Genomic DNA, 19,264 nt, shown 5'->3' with positions numbered 1-19,264 from the left:
ATGGCAGCTAATCCTCTGAGTCGTCGGGCTTGAGGCGTTCCAGGGCACCGGTCAGCTGCTGGCGCAGCTGCTTGCCCGAGTCGGCGGGGCCGGCCTCCTCAATGTTGTATTGCTTTTGCAGGCGTTGCCACTCCTCAATAGGAATAAAAACCCCCGTGATGTTGCCCTTGGCATCGGAGAGATACTTGATATCCATAGCTTTGCGTGGGCTTGGGGCTGGGGAGATGGGGTAGGGACTACGCCGAAAACGACGAGCCGCAGCCGCAGGTGCTCTTGGCCTGGGGGTTGTTGAAGATGAAGCCGCGGGCGTTGAGGCCATCCTGAAAATCAACCTCCATGCCCAGCACGTACATGGCGTGCTTTTTATCCATGATGAGCTGCACGCCGTCGAGGTCGTACACTTCGTCCTGGTCCTTGGCCTTGTCGAAACCCAGCAAGTAGCTCATGCCCGAGCAGCCGCCGCCCTGCACGCCAATGCGCAGGCCGTAGTCGGCGGGCACGCTTTTCTCCTGAATAATATTTTTAACCTCCACTAAAGCGCGGGGAGTGAGGCCGATAGGTGGAGCTAGCGTGGTAGTAGCCATGACTGGAGCGAGTTTAGAATGAATGTAGATAAGGCAAATATACGCCGGCCACCGGGTGGGCCGCTCCTGCTAACAGGGTAGGGTAGGCAGCGGTTCACGCGGGCGGGTGGGGGTAGGGTTTTGCGGCGCGAAAGGGCCATAAAATCCGGCGCTACCGTAGTTTCACGGCAAGCTATAGCCTTTTCTCCTATTTTATGGACGCGACCACTTATTTCTTTGACTTACTCAAGACTATTCTGCCCGCGCTCATCGTGGCCGGGGCCATCTATTTGCTTTTTCGTCAACACTTAGAAAAAGACCAGCAGCGCCGGCTCATCGAATTGCGGCTCGACAGCAGCAAAACTACCCTGCCCCTGCGCCTGCAAGCTTATGAGCGCGTCACGCTGCTGCTGGAGCGCATCGCGCCCAGCAATATTTTGGTGCGCCTGAGCAGCGCCGGCCAGAACGCGGCCGACTACCACCGCCTCTTGCAGCAGGAAATCCGCAACGAGTTTGAGCACAATTTTTCGCAGCAGCTCTACATGAGCCCCGAAGCCTGGGCCCAGGTGAAGCAGGCCAAGGAAGACGTGCTGACGATGGTGAACCGCGCCTTTCACGGCCTCCAAAACCCTACCCAGCTGCGCGGCACCGAGCTGGCCAAGCGCATCCTCGAAAGCCTCATGACTGATGCCGCCGACCCCACGGCCCAGGCGCTGGCCGTGGTGAAGCGCGAGGCGGCGGGCTTGTTTTAGTCGTAAAGCGGAGTGCCACTCCGTTTCCCCCTACCCGCCTGAATGGAGTGACACTCCGTTCTACAACGCATGACTAAGCAACGAATTGCCATTGATATGGACGAGGTAATGGCCGACTCCATTGCCCGGTTTCAGGAGTGGTACGGCCGCGACTTTCGGGTAGAACTGACGCTGGCAGCGCTGCGTGGCAAGAGCCCGCATGAGGCCGTGGTGCCCGAGCACCAACCCGCCCTGCGCGCCTACCCCAATGCCGAGGGCTTCTTCCGCGACTTGCTGGTTATCAAAGATAGCCAGCGCGTTATCGAGGCACTGGCGCAGAAATATGAGGTGTTTGTCGCTACCGCCGCGATGGAATTTCCGAATTCCTTTCTCGATAAATACCAGTGGCTTCGGCAGTATTTTCCGTTTCTGCCCTGGCGCAACTTCGTGTTTTGCGGCGATAAAAGCATTCTCAACGCCGATTATCTCATTGATGACAATGCTTACAACTTCGACGGATTTCGGGGGGTAGGGCTGCTGTTTGACGCGCCGCACAACGCGCATGAAACTGGCCACCGCCGCGTGCGCGGCTGGCAGGAGGTGGCGGATATTTTGCTGTAAGTGCTTGTAGAGTAAGCTTTAGCTTGCCGGAAAAAGGTGCTAAAACGGCAAGCTAAAGCTTACCGCACACTTAGTGCCAGCTGCGCAGCGCGCTCGTAGCAGGCTTCGTAGAGCGGCACGATGTTGCCGACGGCAAACTCCTCGGCGCGGGCGCGGGCGGCGGCTTTGAAGCGGGGCAGGTTGGCGTCGTCGAGCACGTAGAGCGAGTTTTTCACCATGTCGTCGATGTCGCCGATGTTGCTGAGCATGCCGGTCACGTTGTTGACGTTCAGCTCGGGTATGCCGCCGGCGTTGGTGCTGACCACGGGCATTTCGCAGGCCATCGCTTCGAGGGCGGCGAGGCCAAAGCTCTCATTCTCAGAGGGCATCAGGAACAGGTCGCCCACGCTGAGGACTTCCTCCACGGCTTCGAGCTTGCCCAGGAAGCGCACGTCGCGCTGGCAGTCGAGGTCGCGGGCCAGCTTTTCCATGCGCGAGCGGTCGGGGCCGTCGCCCACCAGCAGCAGCTTGGCCGGAATGACTTTGCGCACGCCGCAGAAGATGCGCAACACGTCTTCGACCCGCTTCACCGCCCGGAAATTGCTGGTGTGGATGAGCAGTTTCTCACCCTCGGGCGCGATGGCGGCCCGGAAGTGGCTCTTATCCTGCTTCTTAAAGCGCTTCAAATCAATGAAGTTGGGAATCACTTCAATCTTGCGCTCGACGGGGAAATACTCGTAGGTTTCGCGGCGCAAATCGGCCGATACGGCCGTCACGCCATCGCTCTCGTTGATGCTGAACGTGACCACTGGTTCGTAGCTGGCATCTTTGCCCACGAGCGTGATATCGGTGCCGTGCAGGGTCGTAACCACGGGCACCGTGATGCCGCGCGAATGCAGAATCTGCTTGGCCAAGTAGGCGGCTGAGGCGTGCGGAATGGCGTAGTGAACGTGCAGTACGTCAAGCTTTTCGTTCTGCACAATATCGACCATCTTGCTGGCCAGCGCCGACTCGTAGGGCGGAAACTGAAAGAGGGGGTAGGTGGGCACGTACACCTCGTGGTAGAAGACGTTTTCGTTGAAAAAGTCGAGCCGCACCGGCTGGCTATAGGTGATGAAATGGACCTTGTGGCCGCGTTGGGCCAGGGCCTTGCCCAGCTCGGTGGCGACCACGCCGGAGCCACCAAAGGTGGGGTAGCAAACAATGCCGATGTTCATGGGAGAAGGGTATGGGGGCGAGGGGCTAACCGGAATACGCGGCGGAGGTTTGGCCGCAACCTTGCCCAGCCGGTTGGTGACTTTACGCGGAACAGGCGCGCAAAAGAAATCGCAAGCCAACCGGAAGCTGCCGCGTAGCTTTGGACTGCTACTTATTCTTGATTTGTTAATGAAGCATTTTCTACTGGCAGGTTGCCTGCTGGCCGGGCTGGCCCTACCCACCCTGGCGCAGCCCACGCGCGCTAAAGCGCCGATGACCAGGCCAGTAGGCTCTTCGCCGCTGGCGGCGCTGTTTACGAATTATTGGGAGGAGCAGGCGCGCCTGTACCCGCTGCAAGCCACCGCGCAGGGCGATAATCGCTTTAACGACCAGCTGCCCAACTCGGGCACGGCTGCTTTTCGCCAAAGCCAGCGCCGGCTGTATGAGCGCTACCGCGACCAGCTGGCCCGCATTGACCGCAGCCGGCTGACGGCCGCCGACCAGACCAGCTACGACGTGTTTCAGTACGAGATGACGAGCCGGCTCAGGAACCTGGCGCAGCCCACCTGGACGATGCCGTTTACGCAGTTTAGCGGGCTGCCCATCGAGCTGGCGCAGCTGGGCGCGGGCACGGGCGCGCAACCCTTCAAAACGGTGCAGGACTATGACAATTGGCTGAGCCGCGTGCGGCAGTTTCCGACGTGGGCCGACACCGCGATGGCCGATTTCCGGCACGGAATGCGGATGGGGGTAGTGCTGCCCAAGGTATTGGTGCAGAAGATGATACCGCAGCTGGAAGCGCTGGTCGGGGCCGAGCCCGAGCAGAGCGTGTTCTACGGCCCTATCAAGCTGCTGCCGGCCACGTTTTCGGCGGCCGATAAGCAGCGGCTGACTGCCGCCTACGTGGCCACTATTCGGGGTGAGCTGGTGCCGACTTATCGCAAGCTGGCGGCGTTCTTGAAAGATGACTACCTGCCCGCCGCCCGCACCAGCACCGGCATCGCGGCCGTGCCGGGCGGGGCCGATATGTACCTCACCGCGGTGGCGTACTGGACCACCACGACCCGCACGCCGGAAGAAATCTATCAGACCGGCCTCTCGGAAGTGGCTCGCATCAAGGGTGAAATGGAGCAGGTGCGCGAGCAAATTGGCTACTCCGGCACCTTGCCCGAGCTGCTGGCTTCGCTTTCCACCGACCCTAAATTTCGGCCTTACAAAACGCCCGAGGAGGTGCTCAATGGCTTTCGGGCCATTCAGGGGCGCGTGGAGCCGGGCCTACCCCCCCTGTTTGGCCGCATGCCGAAAACGGCTTTCGAGATTCGGCAGACGGAGGCGTTTCGGGCGGCTTCGGCCAGCGCGCAGTATAATCGCGGCGCGGCCGATGGCTCGCGGCCAGGCATTTTCTACGTGCCCATTCTGGATGCCACCAAGTTTAAGACGCCGGGCATGGAATCGTTGTTTTTGCACGAAGCCATTCCGGGCCACCACTTCCAGGTGTCGTTGCAACAGGAGAATACCAATCTGCCCAAGTTTCAGCGGTTTGCGTTCTACTCGGCTTTCAGCGAGGGCTGGGCGCTGTACTGCGAAAGCCTGGGCAAGGAGCTGGGCATGTACACCGACCCCTACCAATACCTGGGCGCGCTGAGCGCCGAAATGCACCGCGCCATCCGGCTGGTGGTGGACGTGGGCATGCACGCCAAGGGCCTCACCCGCGAGCAGGCCATTGAATATATGCTGGCCAACGAGGCCACCACCGAGGCGGGTGCCACCGCCGAAATTGAGCGCTACATGGCCTGGCCCGGCCAGGCGCTGGCCTACAAAACCGGCCAGCTCAAGATTCGGGAGCTGCGCACGCGCTACGAAAAACAGCTGGGGCCGAAGTTCTCGCTCCGAGCTTTTCATGACGAATTATTGCTGGATGGTGCCATGCCGCTGGCCGTGCTGGAGCGAAGAATGGACGCCTGGGCGGCAAGGCAGAAGTGAAAAATTAACTAAAAAAGAACGTCATGCTTCATCATTTTCCTAGCCCAAATGAAATCTAAAATTCTCCTCGCCACCCTGGCGCTGAGCCTGCCGCTGGCCGGCCAGGCGCAGAAAAAGGCCCCTACCCCCCCCGCCAACGCCGAAAGCGCCATCAAGGAAGCCGACATCAAGCGCGACCTGTTTGCGCTGGCCGACGACCATTTTCGGGGCCGCGAGGGCGGCACGCTCGACGAGCTGAAGGCCTCCGTATGGCTCGCCGACCAGATTCGGGCCACCGGCATGCTGCCGGCCGGCGACGACGGGACGTACTTCCAGTGGTTCAGTTTGCAGCGCACCCGCCTCACCAAGGCGAGCACGCTGCGCATTGGCACCCACGAGGTTAAGCTGAACGAAGAGGGCGCGGTGGTGGCCCCGACCAACGCCAGCATCAACGCGCCGCTGGTGTACGTGGGCACCGGCTCGGCGGCCGAGCTGGCTAAAGTCGATGTCAAAGGCAAGGCCGTGGCCGTGCAGATTGCGGGCGCGCCCACCGATGGCATCAGCTACCGGCGCTACGTGTTTGGCAAGTTCAGCGGGAGCGGACAGGCCGGCGAGTTGCTGAAGGCCGGCGCGGTGGCGGTGGTGTTTATTTCCGATGCGCCCTCGCAGGCCGTTTACGACCATTGGAGCCACATTTTTGAGCGCGGGCGCTATAGCCTGCCCGGCGCGGCCAGCACCAAGGTGATGAACACGCCGCCCGTGATGTGGCTGCCGGCCAGCGCGGCCAGCTGGGTGCAGCAGCCCGGCCAGCAGCTCACGGCCGAGCTGAAAGTGGAGAGCTTCCAGTACCCGTCCGTGAACCTCGTGGCGAAGATGCCCGGCACCGATGCGCAGTTGAAAAAGGAGTACGTCCTCTTCAGCACTCACCAGGACCACGACGGCGTGCGCGCCCCCATCGCCGGCGATTCCATCTACAATGGGGCCGACGACAACGCCACTGGCTGCGCGGCGCTACTGGCCATCATGCGGGCCTTCAAGAAGGAGCCGGCCCGCCGCTCGGCGCTGTTTGTGTATCAGGGCTCGGAGGAGCGCGGGCTGCTGGGCTCCACCTACTTCTCGGGCCACCCCACGGTGCCGCAATCCAGCATCGTGGCCGTGCTCAATGCCGAGATGATGGGCCGCAACGCCCCCGACTCGGCCGCCCTGCTGGGCTCGACTCCGCCCCACATGAATTCTTCTGACCTCGTGAAAACCGCCCTGGCGGCCAACCAGGCCGGCCCCAAGTTCAAGCTCGATACCGAGTGGGACAAGCCTACCCACCCCGAGGGCTGGTACTTCCGCTCCGACCACCTGCCGTATGCGCGCCTGGGCATCCCGGCCATTATGTACACCTCGCTGCTGCACGTGGACTACCACACGCCCCGCGACGAGCCGAAGCGCATCGACTACAACAAGCTGCTGCACATGACGCAGTGGATGTACCTCACCGGCTGGGCCGTGGCCAACCGCACCGCGCCGCCCGCCCGCGAGCCCGGCTTCAAGCTGGAGCGGTAGGGTAGGGGCTGCCGGCGAAAACGCCATTAAATCAGATAACTATACCTGATTTAATGGCGTTTTTTTGTGAAGTAGTAGGTAGTAAGCTTTCCTTATAGCGGTGAAATCGCCTCCGTGTTTCGCCATTTTGTTAACTTTTCTTTCTAATGAAAACAAGAGTATTAGCACTGTTGCTTGTGGCTAGCCTGTGGCACGTAGTAGCCCTGGCCCAAACGGTCCCGCCCGTGACCGCGCGCCTCGACGTGGTGGCTGTGGATGCCACCGTGGCCCGCACCCTTAAGGCCTTCGACGTGCCCGGCATTGCCATAGTCGTGGTAAAAGACGGGCAGGTGGTAATGGCCAAAGGCTACGGCGTGCGCTCGCTAAAAGCTAAAGCACCGATGGACACTAATACGCTCTTTTACTCTCGATGCGCAGGGCCGCGCCGCCAGCATCAAGATGAAGCTGGTGTAGGCGGCTACAAACTTTCAGCTGCGACTTCCAAGACCTTGACCTGAAACGGGTAGAGTAGGGGGCCAATAGTGCGGCATTATCCGCGCCTTTAAATCGGCAGGTTGGCCCGCATTCGGCGGGCTGACCTGCCGATTTAGCTATTTTTGCGGGTCGGCTTGCAGCGGCAAATCCTTTTTTGCGTTCAATGGCAAGCCCGGCGCGTTTTCAGTTGAAAATGGCTCCTTCGCTTCATAAACGCTACATTTTAGTCTGCCTTTTTGAAATCCCTACCCCTCCTTTGCCGCCTGCCGCTGCTGTGGCTGCTGGCCCTAACGCATTCGGCCGCCCAGGCGCAAACCGCGCTGCCCATGCCCCGCAACCTGCGGACCACCTATGATAAAGGCACCCGCTCGCCCACTGGCCAGCCCGGCCCGAAGTACTGGCAAAACACGGCCGATTACACCATTCAGGTCGATTTTAACCCGGCCTCGCGCAAGGTCGATGGCACGGTGAAGGTGGTGTATCAAAACAACAGCCCCGATGAGCTGCATGAGCTGTGGTTTAAGCTCTACCCCAACATCTACCAGGCCGGCGCGCCGCGCTCTACCAGGTTTCGGGCCGAGGATGTTGGAGCGGGGGTAGTGATTGAGAAGCTGAGCATTGCTGGCCAGCCGCTGGCCGTGAAGGCCCTGACGATAGATAATACCAACCTGGTGGTGCCGCTGGCGCAGCCGCTCGGGCCGGGCCAGTCGGTCGAGGTCAGCGTGGACTATTCGTACGTGTTGAACGAGGGCTCGCACCAGCGCACGGGCGAGATTGAGCCGGGCGCGGCCTTCATCGCCTACTTCTTTCCGCGCATCGCTGTGTACGACGATATCGACGGCTGGAACAAGGTGCCGTACACCGGCGGGCCGGAGTTTTACAACGACTTCTGCCACTTCGCGGTCGATATCACCGTGCCGCACAACTACGTGGTGTGGGCCACCGGCGACCTCACCAATGCCCACCAGGTGCTCACCAAAAAATATGTGAACCGCCTGCACGACGCCAGCACCAAAGACGGCATTATCAGCGTCATCGACAGCACCGACCTGCGGCGACGCGACTACTCAGTGGGGCGCGGCGACCTGACCTGGCACTTCGACGCGCGCGACGTAACGGACTTTGCCTTTGCTACTTCTGAGCACTACGTGTGGCAGTCCAGCAGCCTCGTGGTGGACCCCGCCACCAAGCGCCGCACCCGCGTCGATGCCGTGTACAATACGCGCCACCGCGACTACCGCGACGTGCTGGAAATGGCCCGCCGCACGGTGCAGGCCATGAGCTACACCTTTCCAAAGTGGCCCTACCCCTACGCTCACGAAACGGTGTTCGATGGCCTCGACCAGATGGAGTACCCGATGATGGTGAACGACAACCCCTCGCCCACCCGCGAGGCGGCCATCACGCTCACCGACCACGAGATTTTTCACACGATGTTCCCGTTTTATATGGGCATCAACGAGACGAAATACGGCTGGATGGACGAGGGCTGGGCCACCATCGGCGAGTGGATTATCTCGCCTATCATTCAGCCCGGCCTCGTGGACGACTACGGCATGGTGCCCTACGCCCGCGCCGCCGACACCGAGGACGACCTGCCCATCGTGACCCTGACGACCCAGCAAACCGGCGCGCCGTTCTTCCTTAACTCCTACCCCAAGCCGGGCCTGGGCTATTTGTACGTGAAGGATTTGCTGGGTGATGAGCTGTTTACTAAGGCCTTACACACCTACATCCGCGCTTGGCACGGCAAGCACCCAATGCCCTACGACTTCTTCTACTCGATGAACGCCGGCGCGGGCCAGAACCTGGATTGGTTCTGGCAGCGCTGGTTTTTCGACGGCGGCTACCCCGACCTGGCCATCACGAGCGTGGTGCGCCCCGCCGACAAGCCCGCCCAGATAACCGTGACCGCCAAGGGCACCAAGCCCGTGCCCGTGGACCTCACGGTGACCTTCGACAACGGCACGGAGGAGAAAATCCACCGCACCATTGCCGTGTGGCAAGACGGTGCCCGCAGCGTCACGGTGCCCGTGCGCAGCGGCCGAACTATTAAAAAAGTCACGTTAGGCAGCCTCTACGTGCCCGACAGCTACCCGGCCGATAACGTGTGGACGGCCCCGCAGTAGCTATTAATCGGCCGATACATCGGTAGCCTGGAAATGGAGCGGCGTAATATTCAGCAGGTGGGCTACTAATTCCTTGCGCGCATAAAAAGCGCGGGAAGTGCTGCCGTGGCCCGCGCCCTTCGTGCGCGGCTGAATAAACTTGCCGAGCGTGCCGCTCAAAGTACCACCCTCGCGAATAACCTGCCGTATCGTTTCGTAGTCAGCCTTAAGCGCGTGAAACAAGGCCGGGTCAGTCAGGTCAAATTCAGCAATGCTGTGGAGGATGGAGCGTTCATCCCGGGTGCTTTCATGGATGCGGGCTACCAGCAGCGTTTTACGCAGTTTGGTGTACAAATGGCTCTCTTCAAACTCTTTAACCAATACCTCAACTGGGTCAAGCATAGTAACGGCTACGGTTTCTTTTATCCGTAGCTGGCCATCGCGCCCCGCCACCAACGAGGTAGATTTTAATTCCCAGCTGCCAAAATTGGGGGCCCGCGAACTATTGAGCGGCAGCCCTAAATAGCGCTCCAACGTGTGGCCGGCCCAACCCTTGTTTTTGCGTCCTTCCACAAAAATGGTGACCCCGTGCCGTTGCGCCACTTCCACCAAATCCTGGTTCAATAATTCGCGCAGCAGGCGCACGGCTTCAGGGCGTTCCATCTCAAATCAGCAGTTTTTAGTGGCTAAAATCTCCTGGGCCGGCGTGCGGTCGCCGGTGCAGGAAATACGGCGCGGGGCGGCTAGCGTTTGCACTTGAAAACCAGCATCCTGGTATAATTCCAGAATGCGCGGTGTAGCCTGGTTGGTTGCCACAATCGGCCCGTCATACGCAGTCAGCCAGCGCACGAGCTTTTCCTGGTCGGCCCAGGTAAAATCCTCCTTGGCATACTGCGTAAAAGGCGTATCGTAAGGCGGGTCTACGTACACAAAGTCCCCGGCCTGCAAGGGCGTGTGTTCAAATGAATGATGCGCGATGTCCCAAGCGGCCAGCTGCGGCTGGTAGGCCGTGAAATCACGCGTGTAATTTATCGTCTTGTACCGGCCAAAGGGCACGTTGAACTCATTCTTCCGATTAAACCGACACAAACCATTGAAGCAAGTCCGATTCAGGTAATAAAAAAGAGTAGCAGCCTCAGCGCTATGCTGTTGCTGCTGACGAATCAATTCATTGAAGCGCGCGCGTGCCTCGTAAAAAGCCGCTTCCTCGTGTACCGGTTCGCTGGTCGTAATGAGACCGCGTTGCAACCACTGGTGAAAGTTTACCAAGTGCTCGTTGAGGTCAGCTAAATAAGCCTGTTTGGGCCGTAGCCCCAGGGCTACGCTCATACCGCCCACAAAAGGCTCTACCAACCGATAATCAGCAAAGCGCTGCCACAAGGGCAATAGGTGAGGCATCAGCCACCGCTTGCCGCCGGCCCACTTCAAGGCTGGCGTGACGGCTGGCACCGGCTGGTTGGGCACTGACTCGGGGAAAAGCAGCCCGGTAGTAGCCGTTTGGTGGTTAACTATTCGGCTCATCCTTTTGGACTCTTGGCCTCCATTGCCTTGTAAATCACCTCCTGAATCCGCGTGCGGATATTATAGGTCCGCAGCTTGATGTTGCCCGCGTCGGGGTACACGCGGTTGGAGAGGAAGACGTAGAGAATCTGGTTGTCGGGGTCGAGCCACACACAGGTGCCCGTGAAGCCGGTGTGGCCGAAAGTGCTGGCCGGGGCGAGGTGGCTGGTGGGGCCGGTGGGCTTGCTGGGGTCGCCGCGGTCCCAGCCCAGGCCGCGCTTGTTGCCGGCCACCTGCGGGCGCGAAAACTCGCTCACCACTGAGTTTTGGAAGTACGTGATGCCGCCGTAGCGGCCGTTTTGCAGGTTCATCTGCATCAGCACGGCCAGGTCGTTGGCGGTGGCGAAGAGGCCGGCGTGGCCGCCTACCCCCCCCACGAGGGCGGCCGTTTGGTCATGCACCGTGCCTTGCAGCTGCTCGCGGCGGTAATAGGTGTCGTTCTCGGTGGGCGCGATGCAGCTCTTGGGGAAGCGCGTGAGCGGGTTATAGGTCATGCTGCCCAGGCCCAGTGGCTTGTAAAACTCCTTCGGCAGAAACTCGGCCAGCGGCTGACCCAAAATCTTCTCGCTCAGGCGCTTCATAATGATAAAGCTGAGGTCGGAATACTCCACCGGATACTTGCCGCGCACCTTGGGCAGCAGCCCCGAGCGCAGCGTCCAGGCCCATACCGAGTCGTCGGCGGCCTTGAAGGAAAACTCGCCGGGCGCTACCTCGTTCGGAAAATCATCGGAGCGGTTGCTCGAATAATAGTTGGGCTTGAGGGTGCCGTCGTGCACGGTGCGCTCCCAGGTCGGGATGCCGGGTTTGAGGCCGGCCTGGTGCAGCAGCACGTCGCGCACGGTGGCGTCGCGCTTGTTGGTGCGCTGCATCTCGGGCAGGTAGGCCGATACTTTGTCGTCCAGGTTCAGCCGGCCCTGGTCCTTGAGGTACATGATGGCTTGCAGCGTGCCAGCCACTTTCGTCACCGATGCCAGGTCGTACAACGTGCTGTTAGTCACGGGCTGACTCTGGTCGTAGGTGCCGTAGCCGTAGCTCTGGTCGAAGACCACGGTGCCGTTTTTGGCGATGAGTACCTGGCAGCCGGGCGTGGCGGCCGTCACGATGCTTTCGAGGGCGATGTGGTCAATCTGGCTCATGATGCGCGAGTCCAGGCCCTCGCGCTCGGGCGCGGCGTAGCGCAGGCGATGCAGCTCGGGCAGGGCTAGGCCGGTGCCGGCTTTCAGCGTTTCCGACACCGTGACGGGCAGCTTGCCCCGCGCCGGCAGCGCCCCAAACAATATCTGCGGCACCACGAGCTGCGCCGCATAGTGGTCCTCGTAGCCGCAAACCAGCGTGCGGGCACCTTCCAAATACTTGAGGCCGTAGGCGTTACCCATCGCCACGACCACCGTTTTGCGGCGTTTGTCAGCCTCCAGATTTTTGAGGAATTTCAGCGCGCCCTCGCCCAGACCGTAGCTATGGCTGGGCGTGTTATTCATCTGGTGTAGGCTCACTACCACCACGTTGGCATCGCCGAGCCGGGCGTAGATGCGGCTAAACGTCGAGTCGGGCGCGTAGCGGTCGGGCACGGCGTACACCGGGCCGGGCTGGTATTTATTGAATATAGTAGCGTAAGGCCCCTCCGGCTGGGTGCCGATGGTGATGGCCGCGATGCGCAGCGTGTCGAGCCGCTGGAAGGGTAGGAGGCGGTCGTCGTTCTTCACGACCGTCACAGCGTGCTCAAAAATCGTTTGCGACAGCACCCGCGACTCGGGCAGGTTGAGGCTGTCGCTCAGCGTCAGAGCGTTGGCCGGCTGGTAGTGGTTGAGGCCCGCCCAGTACTTGGCGCGCAGAATTTTCTTAACCCGCAGGTCCAGGTCGGCCTGCTGGAGCTTGCCGGTCGCCACGGCCTCCTTAATGCGGATGAGGGCGGCCGGCACATCTTCCGAAAATAGCAGCACATCGTTGCCGGCGGCCAGGGCCATCGCGTCCAGCTCGCCGTCTTTGTAGAGCTTGCTCACGCTGCGCATGTTCAGTGCATCCGTGAAAATCAAGCCCTTAAAGCCCATGCGGTCTTGTAACAGGCCGGTTACGAGCGCTTTGGAGAGGGTAGTAGTTTTGGCGTTAGTCGTGTCGAAAAGCGGCATGTATAAATGCGCCACCATCACGCCCAGCGCGCCCGCCTCAAAGGCCTTCTGGAAGGGCACTAAATCAACTTTTTCGAGTCGGGCCAGGTCGATATTAATCACTGGCAGGGCCACGTGCGAGTCGGTGTCGGTGTCGCCGTGGCCAGGGAAGTGCTTGGCTACGGCAATCACGTGCTGGTCCTGCAAACCCTTGACGTACTGCACGCCCAGCGCTGCCACGCGGTCCTGGTTTTCGCCAAACGAGCGGTTGCCAATCACCGGATTGCTAGGATTGGAGTTGACGTCCACGACCGGCGCGAAGTTGATGTGCACGCCCAGCGCCCGCAGCTTGCGGGCCAGGTCGCGGCCCATCTGATACACGAGCTGGTCGTCGTCCATCGCGCCCAGCGTCATTTCTTTGGCGAAGTGCGCGGTCGAGTCGAGGCGCATGTCGAGGCCCCACTCGGCATCGGTGGCGATGAGCAGCGGCACCTTGGCGGCGGCCTGCAGGCGGTTGGTCATGATGACCTGGCGCTTGGGGCCGCCCTGCAAAAACATGACCCCGCCGATGCCCTGGTTGCGCACCAGCCGCTCGATGCGGTCGGCGTGGGCCTTCTCGCGGTTGGAGTAGGCGGCCACCATAAAAAACTGCCCCAGGCGCTGGTCGGGCGTGAGGGAGGTGAACACGCTATCTACCCACCGCTGCTCGGCGGGGCCGCTGGGCAGCGGGTCGGGCAAGGGCTTGCGGGGCACCGAAAAACCCAGCAGCAACCCGGCAACCCCCAGCAGCAACCCCAGAAACAGAAACCGAAAATCGACGCGCATCAGCCCGGAACGGGAAGTGTAGAAAGGTAGAAAAGGCGGTCCGGCCGGCCTACTTTTGCCGAAGGATGCCGCTGGAACCCCCGGCTACCCGCAGCGGTTCCGTAAGAACAGAACTACTTGGCAGCCGAAAATAAGCTGGGCAGCTAGCCCAAATTGGCCGCAAAGGTAGGCACCAGGCTAGTAGCGGTTGATGAAAAACGCCGGTACCGCCCGCTAATTGCCTGCCCGGTGTCCAAAATATGGTAGCGCTGCCAGCCTACCCCCCTCTTTTATGCCCGACATCATCCAACTCCTGCCCGAATACCTCGCCAACCAGATTGCGGCGGGCGAAGTGGTGCAGCGCCCGGCCTCGGTGGTGAAAGAGCTGCTCGAAAACGCCGTGGACGCCGGCGCGACCAGCGTGCAATTGATTGTGAAAGAGGCTGGTAAGCAGTTGGTGCAGGTCGTGGACGACGGCCTGGGCATGTCGCCCACCGATGCCCGCATGAGCCTGGAACGCCACGCCACCAGCAAGATTCGCTCGACGGAGGACCTGTTTCGCATTCGTACGCTGGGCTTCCGGGGCGAGGCGCTGGCCAGCATCGCGGCCGTGGCCCAGGTCGAGATTCGCACCAAGCCGCGCGGCCAGGAAACCGGCTCGCTGCTGCTCGTAGAGGGCTCGCAGGTGACGAGCCAGACGCCCACCGCCTGCCCCGACGGCACTAGCATCGCGGTCAAAAACCTGTTTTTCAACGTGCCTGCCCGGCGTAATTTTCTGAAGAGCAATGCCGTGGAGATGCGGCATATCCTGGACGAGTTTCAGCACGTGGCGCTGGCCAACCCGCAGATTGCCTTTTCCTTATATCAAAATGACCTGGAAGTATTCGGCCTGCCCGCCGGCAAGCTGAGCCAGCGCATCGTGGCCCTACTGGGCAACAATTATAAGGAGCAACTAGCTGGCTGCGAGGAAGTAACACCCTTTATCACCGTGAAGGGCTTTATTGGCAAGCCAGAATCGGCTAAGAAGAGTCGGGGCGACCAGTTTTTCTTCGTCAACAACCGCTTTATTCGCTCGGCCTACCTCAACCACGCCGTGCTGGCGGCCTATGAAGGCCTGCTGGCCCGCGACACGTACCCGTTCTACGTGCTGTTTCTGGAGCTGGACCCCAAGGCCATCGATATCAACGTGCATCCTACTAAAACGGAGATAAAATTTGAGGATGAAAAGACGGTGTACGCCGTGGTGCGGGCGGCCGTGCGGCAGGCGCTGGGCCTGCACAGCCTCACGCCATCGCTTGATTTTGAGGGCGATGTGAACTTCGCGCCCATCCGGCCGCTACGCACCTCGGCGGGCGCGGGCTCGTTTGGCGGCGCGGGCGCGGCGCTCCCTACCCCCCTTCGCAACGTTGAGTTCAACCCCGACGCGCTGGCCGCTTCGGTGAGCGCCGCCGTGCGCGGGGGGGGTAGGAAACCGGCGGGCGACGCCGCCCCGCCGCGCCCCACCGAGCAGGCCAAGCGCGACCTCGAAGCGTTTTACCGCGAGCTGGGCCAGCCCGTGCGCCCGGCGGGCGAGGAGCGCGCCGGCCCTACCCCCCCCCTCAACGTCGAAGCGCCCGCGCCGCCGTTGCCCGAGCTGCCCTTCACCCACGCCGCCCCGCCCGAAGGCGCGCGCCCTACCCCCCAATCACTAAGTCATTCCCTCCCGCACTCACCGAGAGCCACGCAGGTGCTGAACCGCTACGTGCTGCTGCCCGTGAAGTCGGGCCTGATGCTGATTGACCAGGAAGCGGCCCGCGAACGTATTCTGTATGAGCAATATGCGGACGGGCAGGAGCGGGGCGGCGGCGGCCACTCGCAGGCGCTGCTGTTCCCAAGGCCGCTCACGTTTTCGCCCGCCGACTACGCCGTGCTAACCGAGCTGACGCCCACGCTGCACCAGCTGGGCTTTCGCTTCGCGGAGTTTGGGCCGCATACTATTGCCATTGAAGCTGTGCCCGCCGACCTGCCCGCGCAGGGCGAGCAAGAATTGCTCGAAGGCCTCATTGAGCAGTTTCGGAGCGGGGCCGCGCCGCTGCGCCTCGACCGGCGCGAGGTGCTCACCCGCGCCCTGGCCCGGCGCGTGGCCCAGGCCACCAGCCAGCCCCGCCTGCCCGACGTGGAGCTGAGCGCGCTGGTCGATAAGCTTTTTGCCTGCCAGGTACCCAGTTATACTCCCGATGGCCGCCCCACCGTGGTCTTGCTCGACGGTGAGCAGCTGGCCGCTTTTTTCCGTAAAGCCGGCGCGTAGCCGGCCCGGTGCGAACTTTGCGGCTTCGGGCCGCTTCGCCTACCCCTCATGTTCAACTTCACGCCCACCGTTCGCAACCTGCTGCTGATTAACCTGGCCGTTTTTCTGGCCCAGGAAAATATCCGGCTCGTCCCCCCGCTCACGCAGCTGGGTAGTCTCTACCCGCTCGGGTCGCCGTTCTTCCACGTCTGGCAGTTTTTCACCTATATGTTCATGCACGGCAGCTGGGGACATATTTTCTCCAATATGTTCGGGCTGATTGTGTTTGGGCCGATGCTGGAGCAGCGCTGGGGCGGGCAGCGCTTTCTGGCCTTCTGGCTGATGTGCGGGGTAGGGGCCGGCGTGCTGTACCAGGGCGTGCGCGTGTACCAATCGCACCAAGTAGAAGTGGCCTACACCGACTTCAAAGCCAATCCGGCCGCCTACGAATACGACCAGTTTATGAAAGCCAGTGGCTTTAAAGAGCCGGTTGATGACCAGGCCGCCCAGGCGCTGGCCCGCAATCCCAATGACCCAAACCTGCGGCACGACTTGCTGGCGCGGGTCGAGTCGGCGCACGAGGCCATTCATACCCAGCCGATTGGGGGCATGTTGGGGGCTTCGGGGGCCTTGTTCGGCGTCATGTTTGCGTTTGCCTACTTGTTTCCGAACACGGAATTATACCTGCTCTTTATTCCTTTTCCCATTAAGGCCAAGTACCTCGTATTTTTCTACGCGCTTTACGAGTTATACAGTGGCTTGCACCAGGCGCCCGGCGATACCGTGGCGCACCTGGCCCACATCGGCGGGCTGCTGGTGGGGTTCATTATTCTTAAATTCTGGGAAAACGGGCGCGCCCGCTTCTACTAAATCCAACGTTTCTCATGAGTTTAACCCAGGACATCCGCGAGGTTTTTTCGCGCCGCGATAATGCGCTAAATCAGTTGTTGATTATCAATGGGATAGTCTTCGCGATTCTGGCTGTTTTATACGCCATTTCTTTTTTAACCCAGACTTTTGGATGGTATTCGCTAATTATGCGCCAAATCGCGCTACCTGTTGATTGGGCTACCGTAATTCGTCATCCTTGGACAGTACTAACGTATGCGTTTGTACACCAAAACCCTTTTCATATTCTGTTTAATATGCTAAACCTTTACTGGTTTGGCCAAATAATTCGTGAATATTTAGGCGATAGGCGTTTAGTAAGTCTGTATATATTGGGTGCGCTAGCTGGGGCAGCTTTTGTGTTATTAGCTTTTAATTTACTTCCAATTCCGCATGGCTACCCAGAAGTTATAGGAGCGTCAGGAGCAGTGACTGCCATTATTGTGGGCGCAGCCACTCTACTACCCGATTACACTTTTATGCTGTTTATTATCGGGGCGGTTAAAATCAAGTGGATAGCCGTAGCAGTAGTGCTTATTTCACTTGCGACGGTGGGTGGCAACCCTGGCGGCGAAATCACGCACCTCGGCGGCGCGCTGCTGGGCTTCATCTTCATCAAGCAGATGAAGGCCGGGCGCGATATGGGCCAGCCGGTGGTGGCCGTGGGCAGCTGGTTTGGCCGCCTCTTCCAGGGCCGCCCGGCCATGAAGGTGACGCACCGCAGCACCGTGGCCGCGCCGCGCGCCACGGCCAGCGCGGCCGCCGGCAAGTCGTCGCCCAGCGCTACCCCCCCCGAAGAAGTTGACCTCATCCTGGATAAAATTTCGCGCTCGGGCTACGAAAGCCTGTCGAAAGACGAGAAGCAAAAACTGTTTCGCGCCAGCCAGCAGTAGGGTGCGGGGCTTGCCCCCCCCCATCGTTGAACGAATGCGCTATGGGTTGTTCAACGACGGGCGGGGGCAAGCCCCGCACCCTACCGCGCGATGAGTACAAAGAAAAAGGCCGTCGTTTCGACGGCCTTTTTGCTGGAACAAATGGACAAAGAGTAAACAGCTAAACCGCCGATTCGGCCGTGGCCTCGGCAGCCGGGCGGCCCCACGAGCCGGCGCAGCGGCTGCGCATCTGCTGGCGGAATTTCTCGCGCTCGGCGGGCGAGAAGGCTTCCATGCGTTGCGTCATCTGGCGCTTCCAGGCGCGGCCCCGCGCCCAGCCGCCGCGCCCGCCGCGGCCAAAGCCGCCGGTGAGAACGCGGCTCAGCACCACCAGGCCCAGCGTTTGCCAGAAATTGAGCAAGGGCAGGTGGAAAATCATCGGCATCAGCCAGTTCCACAGGCTCATGGTGGCAAAAACGGCGACGGTCACAAACAGCGCCGCGAGGAAAACGAATTTGACGGCTTTTAGCAGCCAGAAAGAGCGGTTCATAATTTTTTAGTGACTAATGGTTAATGACGAGTGACTAATGCCGGGCGAATTGGGAATGACTACTTAGGAAATGGTTTCTACATGCAGTTTTTTGAGCCTGCAAGCCATTGTCTGTTAGTCATTAATCACTAAGTCATTAGTAATTATCAAACAGCTCGTCGTAAAGCTTTTGCAGGCGCTTGCGCAGGTGTTTCACGGCGTAGTGCTTGCGGGAGATGAGGGTTTTGAGCGGCACGCCGGTTTCGACCACCATCTCGTTGAAGGACTTGTCCTCCAGCTCGTGCCACACGAACACCTGGCGCTGCTCGGCGGGCAGCTCGGCCAGGGCGTCGGTGAGAGCGTCCATGATGGTTTCGCGGAGCAGGCGGTTTTCGGGCGAGTCGTCGGGGGCAGGCAGCACGTCTTGCAGCAGGCGGGCGGGCTCGTCGCCCTCGCCGGCCGCCCCCAGCGGCGCGTCCAGCGACACCGTGCGCTGGGCCGGCACGCGGCGGTAGCGGTCAATGATGCGGTTGCGGGCCACCCGAAACAGCCAGGCCGCCGCCTGCTCCACGGGCTTGAGCAGGCGGTAGCTTTCCACCAGCTCAGCAAATACATCCTGCAAAATATCTTCGGCCTCAGCGGGGTCGGGCACGCGCCGCTCAATAAACCGCAGCAGGCGGCCGCGCTGCTCGCGCACCGCCGTTTGTATCTGCTGGTCCTGGCCGGCGGCGGTCGTCATGAGGGCGGAGAGGGGTAGGGCGAAAGCTTCCATCGTGCCTAAGCAGACGCGGGGCCAACGCCAATACTTTTGTCTGAACCACGGATTTATCGGATTCGCCGGATTACGCGGATTTTGTAGTTGGCGCGGCTGGCGTTGGTTTGGCTGTAATGCCCTTTTTATGGTGATACTGCTCAAAAATACCGGTTGGCAGCCAGCTTAACCAGTATTTTATCACCTGAATAATCGTCCCCAAAATCCGAAAAATCCGAAAAATCCGTCGAATCCGTGGTTCAGACAATAACTTTGCCCGCTAAGTCGGCCCAGGCGGGC

17 protein-coding genes and 1 pseudogene are annotated in these 19,264 nt (G+C 60.7%); 9 read left to right on the top strand and 9 right to left on the bottom strand.

Annotated features, from left to right (window positions below):
* Positions 1 to 7: 7 nt before the first annotated feature.
* On the bottom strand, positions 8 to 196 hold the full coding sequence (locus tag A0257_08100; GenBank protein ID AMR27074.1) for a hypothetical protein: 189 nt from the start codon (positions 194 to 196) through the stop codon (positions 8 to 10).
* Positions 197 to 236: 40 nt separating this feature from the next.
* Positions 237 to 584 carry a [Fe-S]-binding protein gene (locus A0257_08095; protein ID AMR27073.1) on the bottom strand — a complete coding sequence of 116 codons (348 nt, stop codon included), beginning with the start codon at positions 582 to 584 and terminating at the stop codon, positions 237 to 239.
* Between the two features lie 194 nt (positions 585 to 778).
* On the opposite strand from A0257_08095, the gene A0257_08090 reads away from it, so the two are divergent.
* Both A0257_08090 and A0257_08085 read left to right on the top strand, forming a co-directional pair.
* Positions 779 to 1,315, top strand: coding sequence for a hypothetical protein (locus tag A0257_08090; protein ID AMR27072.1), 537 nt, complete (start codon positions 779 to 781; stop codon positions 1,313 to 1,315).
* Positions 1,316 to 1,411: 96 nt separating this feature from the next.
* Positions 1,412 to 1,915: a hypothetical protein gene (locus A0257_08085; protein AMR27071.1), complete on the top strand. Its 504-nt coding sequence runs from the start codon at positions 1,412 to 1,414 to the stop codon at positions 1,913 to 1,915.
* Positions 1,916 to 1,974: 59 nt separating this feature from the next.
* Here A0257_08085 and A0257_08080 read toward each other — a convergent pair whose 3' ends face one another.
* The gene (locus A0257_08080; protein ID AMR27070.1) at positions 1,975 to 3,111 is read right to left on the bottom strand and encodes an N-acetyl-alpha-D-glucosaminyl L-malate synthase BshA; all 1,137 of its coding nucleotides are present in this window, start codon (positions 3,109 to 3,111) and stop codon (positions 1,975 to 1,977) included.
* Between the two features lie 169 nt (positions 3,112 to 3,280).
* Between A0257_08080 and A0257_08075 the strand changes: the two genes are divergently transcribed.
* The 4 genes from A0257_08075 (at position 3,281) to A0257_08060 (ending at position 9,210) form a co-directional block, all read left to right on the top strand.
* Entirely contained in the window at positions 3,281 to 5,074 is a 1,794-nt protein-coding gene (locus A0257_08075) for a hypothetical protein (protein AMR27069.1), read from the top strand.
* A 48-nt stretch (positions 5,075 to 5,122) separates the two neighbouring features.
* Positions 5,123 to 6,607, top strand: coding sequence for a peptidase M28 (locus A0257_08070; GenBank protein ID AMR27068.1), 1,485 nt, complete (start codon positions 5,123 to 5,125; stop codon positions 6,605 to 6,607).
* Positions 6,608 to 6,777: 170 nt separating this feature from the next.
* The gene (locus tag A0257_08065; protein ID AMR27067.1) at positions 6,778 to 7,104 is read left to right on the top strand and encodes a hypothetical protein; all 327 of its coding nucleotides are present in this window, start codon (positions 6,778 to 6,780) and stop codon (positions 7,102 to 7,104) included.
* A 240-nt stretch (positions 7,105 to 7,344) separates the two neighbouring features.
* Positions 7,345 to 9,210: a peptidase gene (locus tag A0257_08060; GenBank protein ID AMR29673.1), complete on the top strand. Its 1,866-nt coding sequence runs from the start codon at positions 7,345 to 7,347 to the stop codon at positions 9,208 to 9,210.
* Between the two features lie 3 nt (positions 9,211 to 9,213).
* Here A0257_08060 and A0257_08055 read toward each other — a convergent pair whose 3' ends face one another.
* From A0257_08055 to A0257_08040, 4 genes and pseudogenes are all read right to left on the bottom strand, one after another.
* Complete coding sequence (locus A0257_08055; GenBank protein ID AMR29672.1) at positions 9,214 to 9,591, bottom strand: hypothetical protein; 378 nt, start codon at positions 9,589 to 9,591, stop codon at positions 9,214 to 9,216.
* Between the two features lie 18 nt (positions 9,592 to 9,609).
* Positions 9,610 to 9,852: pseudogene (locus tag A0257_08050) on the bottom strand (DNA mismatch repair protein).
* 6 nt (positions 9,853 to 9,858) lie between these two features.
* Complete coding sequence (locus tag A0257_08045; GenBank protein AMR29671.1) at positions 9,859 to 10,653, bottom strand: adenine methyltransferase; 795 nt, start codon at positions 10,651 to 10,653, stop codon at positions 9,859 to 9,861.
* Between the two features lie 53 nt (positions 10,654 to 10,706).
* Positions 10,707 to 13,679 carry a glycosyl hydrolase gene (locus A0257_08040; GenBank protein ID AMR27066.1) on the bottom strand — a complete coding sequence of 991 codons (2,973 nt, stop codon included), beginning with the start codon at positions 13,677 to 13,679 and terminating at the stop codon, positions 10,707 to 10,709.
* A gap of 271 nt (positions 13,680 to 13,950) precedes the next feature.
* Between A0257_08040 and A0257_08035 the strand changes: the two genes are divergently transcribed.
* The 3 genes from A0257_08035 to A0257_08025 are packed head-to-tail and all read left to right on the top strand — an operon-like array spanning position 13,951 to position 17,705.
* Positions 13,951 to 15,945 carry a DNA mismatch repair protein MutL gene (locus A0257_08035; protein AMR27065.1) on the top strand — a complete coding sequence of 665 codons (1,995 nt, stop codon included), beginning with the start codon at positions 13,951 to 13,953 and terminating at the stop codon, positions 15,943 to 15,945.
* Positions 15,946 to 15,993: 48 nt separating this feature from the next.
* Complete coding sequence (locus A0257_08030; protein AMR27064.1) at positions 15,994 to 16,794, top strand: hypothetical protein; 801 nt, start codon at positions 15,994 to 15,996, stop codon at positions 16,792 to 16,794.
* 14 nt (positions 16,795 to 16,808) lie between these two features.
* Positions 16,809 to 17,705, top strand: coding sequence for a rhomboid family intramembrane serine protease (locus tag A0257_08025; protein AMR27063.1), 897 nt, complete (start codon positions 16,809 to 16,811; stop codon positions 17,703 to 17,705).
* Between the two features lie 160 nt (positions 17,706 to 17,865).
* On the opposite strand, the gene A0257_08020 is transcribed toward A0257_08025, so the two are convergent.
* Positions 17,866 to 18,234, bottom strand: a complete 369-nt coding sequence (locus tag A0257_08020) for a hypothetical protein (GenBank protein AMR27062.1) — start codon at positions 18,232 to 18,234, stop codon at positions 17,866 to 17,868.
* Positions 18,235 to 18,370: 136 nt separating this feature from the next.
* Positions 18,371 to 18,985: a hypothetical protein gene (locus A0257_08015; protein ID AMR27061.1), complete on the bottom strand. Its 615-nt coding sequence runs from the start codon at positions 18,983 to 18,985 to the stop codon at positions 18,371 to 18,373.
* Positions 18,986 to 19,264: the final 279 nt, after the last annotated feature.

It is taken from the genome of Hymenobacter psoromatis, from assembly GCA_001596155.1.
In the GTDB taxonomy this organism is placed as follows: Bacteria; Bacteroidota; Bacteroidia; order Cytophagales; family Hymenobacteraceae; genus Hymenobacter.
Note: the sequence above shows the minus strand (reverse complement) of the source record. Positions and strands in the feature narration are given on the sequence as shown.

Bases quoted from the DNA above. Each gene is read 5' to 3' on its own strand.
- A0257_08100 (AMR27074.1), bottom strand. From the start codon at position 196: ATGGATATCAAGTATCTCTCCGATGCCAAGGGCAACATCACGGGGGTT.
- A0257_08095 (AMR27073.1), bottom strand. From the start codon at position 584: ATGGCTACTACCACGCTAGCTCCACCTATCGGCCTCACTCCCCGCGCT.
- A0257_08090 (AMR27072.1), top strand. From the start codon at position 779: ATGGACGCGACCACTTATTTCTTTGACTTACTCAAGACTATTCTGCCC.
- A0257_08085 (AMR27071.1), top strand. From the start codon at position 1,412: ATGGACGAGGTAATGGCCGACTCCATTGCCCGGTTTCAGGAGTGGTAC.
- A0257_08080 (AMR27070.1), bottom strand. From the start codon at position 3,111: ATGAACATCGGCATTGTTTGCTACCCCACCTTTGGTGGCTCCGGCGTG.
- A0257_08075 (AMR27069.1), top strand. From the start codon at position 3,281: ATGAAGCATTTTCTACTGGCAGGTTGCCTGCTGGCCGGGCTGGCCCTA.
- A0257_08070 (AMR27068.1), top strand. From the start codon at position 5,123: ATGAAATCTAAAATTCTCCTCGCCACCCTGGCGCTGAGCCTGCCGCTG.
- A0257_08055 (AMR29672.1), bottom strand. From the start codon at position 9,591: ATGCTTGACCCAGTTGAGGTATTGGTTAAAGAGTTTGAAGAGAGCCAT.
- A0257_08040 (AMR27066.1), bottom strand. From the start codon at position 13,679: ATGCGCGTCGATTTTCGGTTTCTGTTTCTGGGGTTGCTGCTGGGGGTT.
- A0257_08035 (AMR27065.1), top strand. From the start codon at position 13,951: ATGCCCGACATCATCCAACTCCTGCCCGAATACCTCGCCAACCAGATT.
- A0257_08030 (AMR27064.1), top strand. From the start codon at position 15,994: ATGTTCAACTTCACGCCCACCGTTCGCAACCTGCTGCTGATTAACCTG.
- A0257_08025 (AMR27063.1), top strand. From the start codon at position 16,809: ATGAGTTTAACCCAGGACATCCGCGAGGTTTTTTCGCGCCGCGATAAT.
- A0257_08020 (AMR27062.1), bottom strand. From the start codon at position 18,234: ATGAACCGCTCTTTCTGGCTGCTAAAAGCCGTCAAATTCGTTTTCCTC.
- A0257_08015 (AMR27061.1), bottom strand. From the start codon at position 18,985: ATGGAAGCTTTCGCCCTACCCCTCTCCGCCCTCATGACGACCGCCGCC.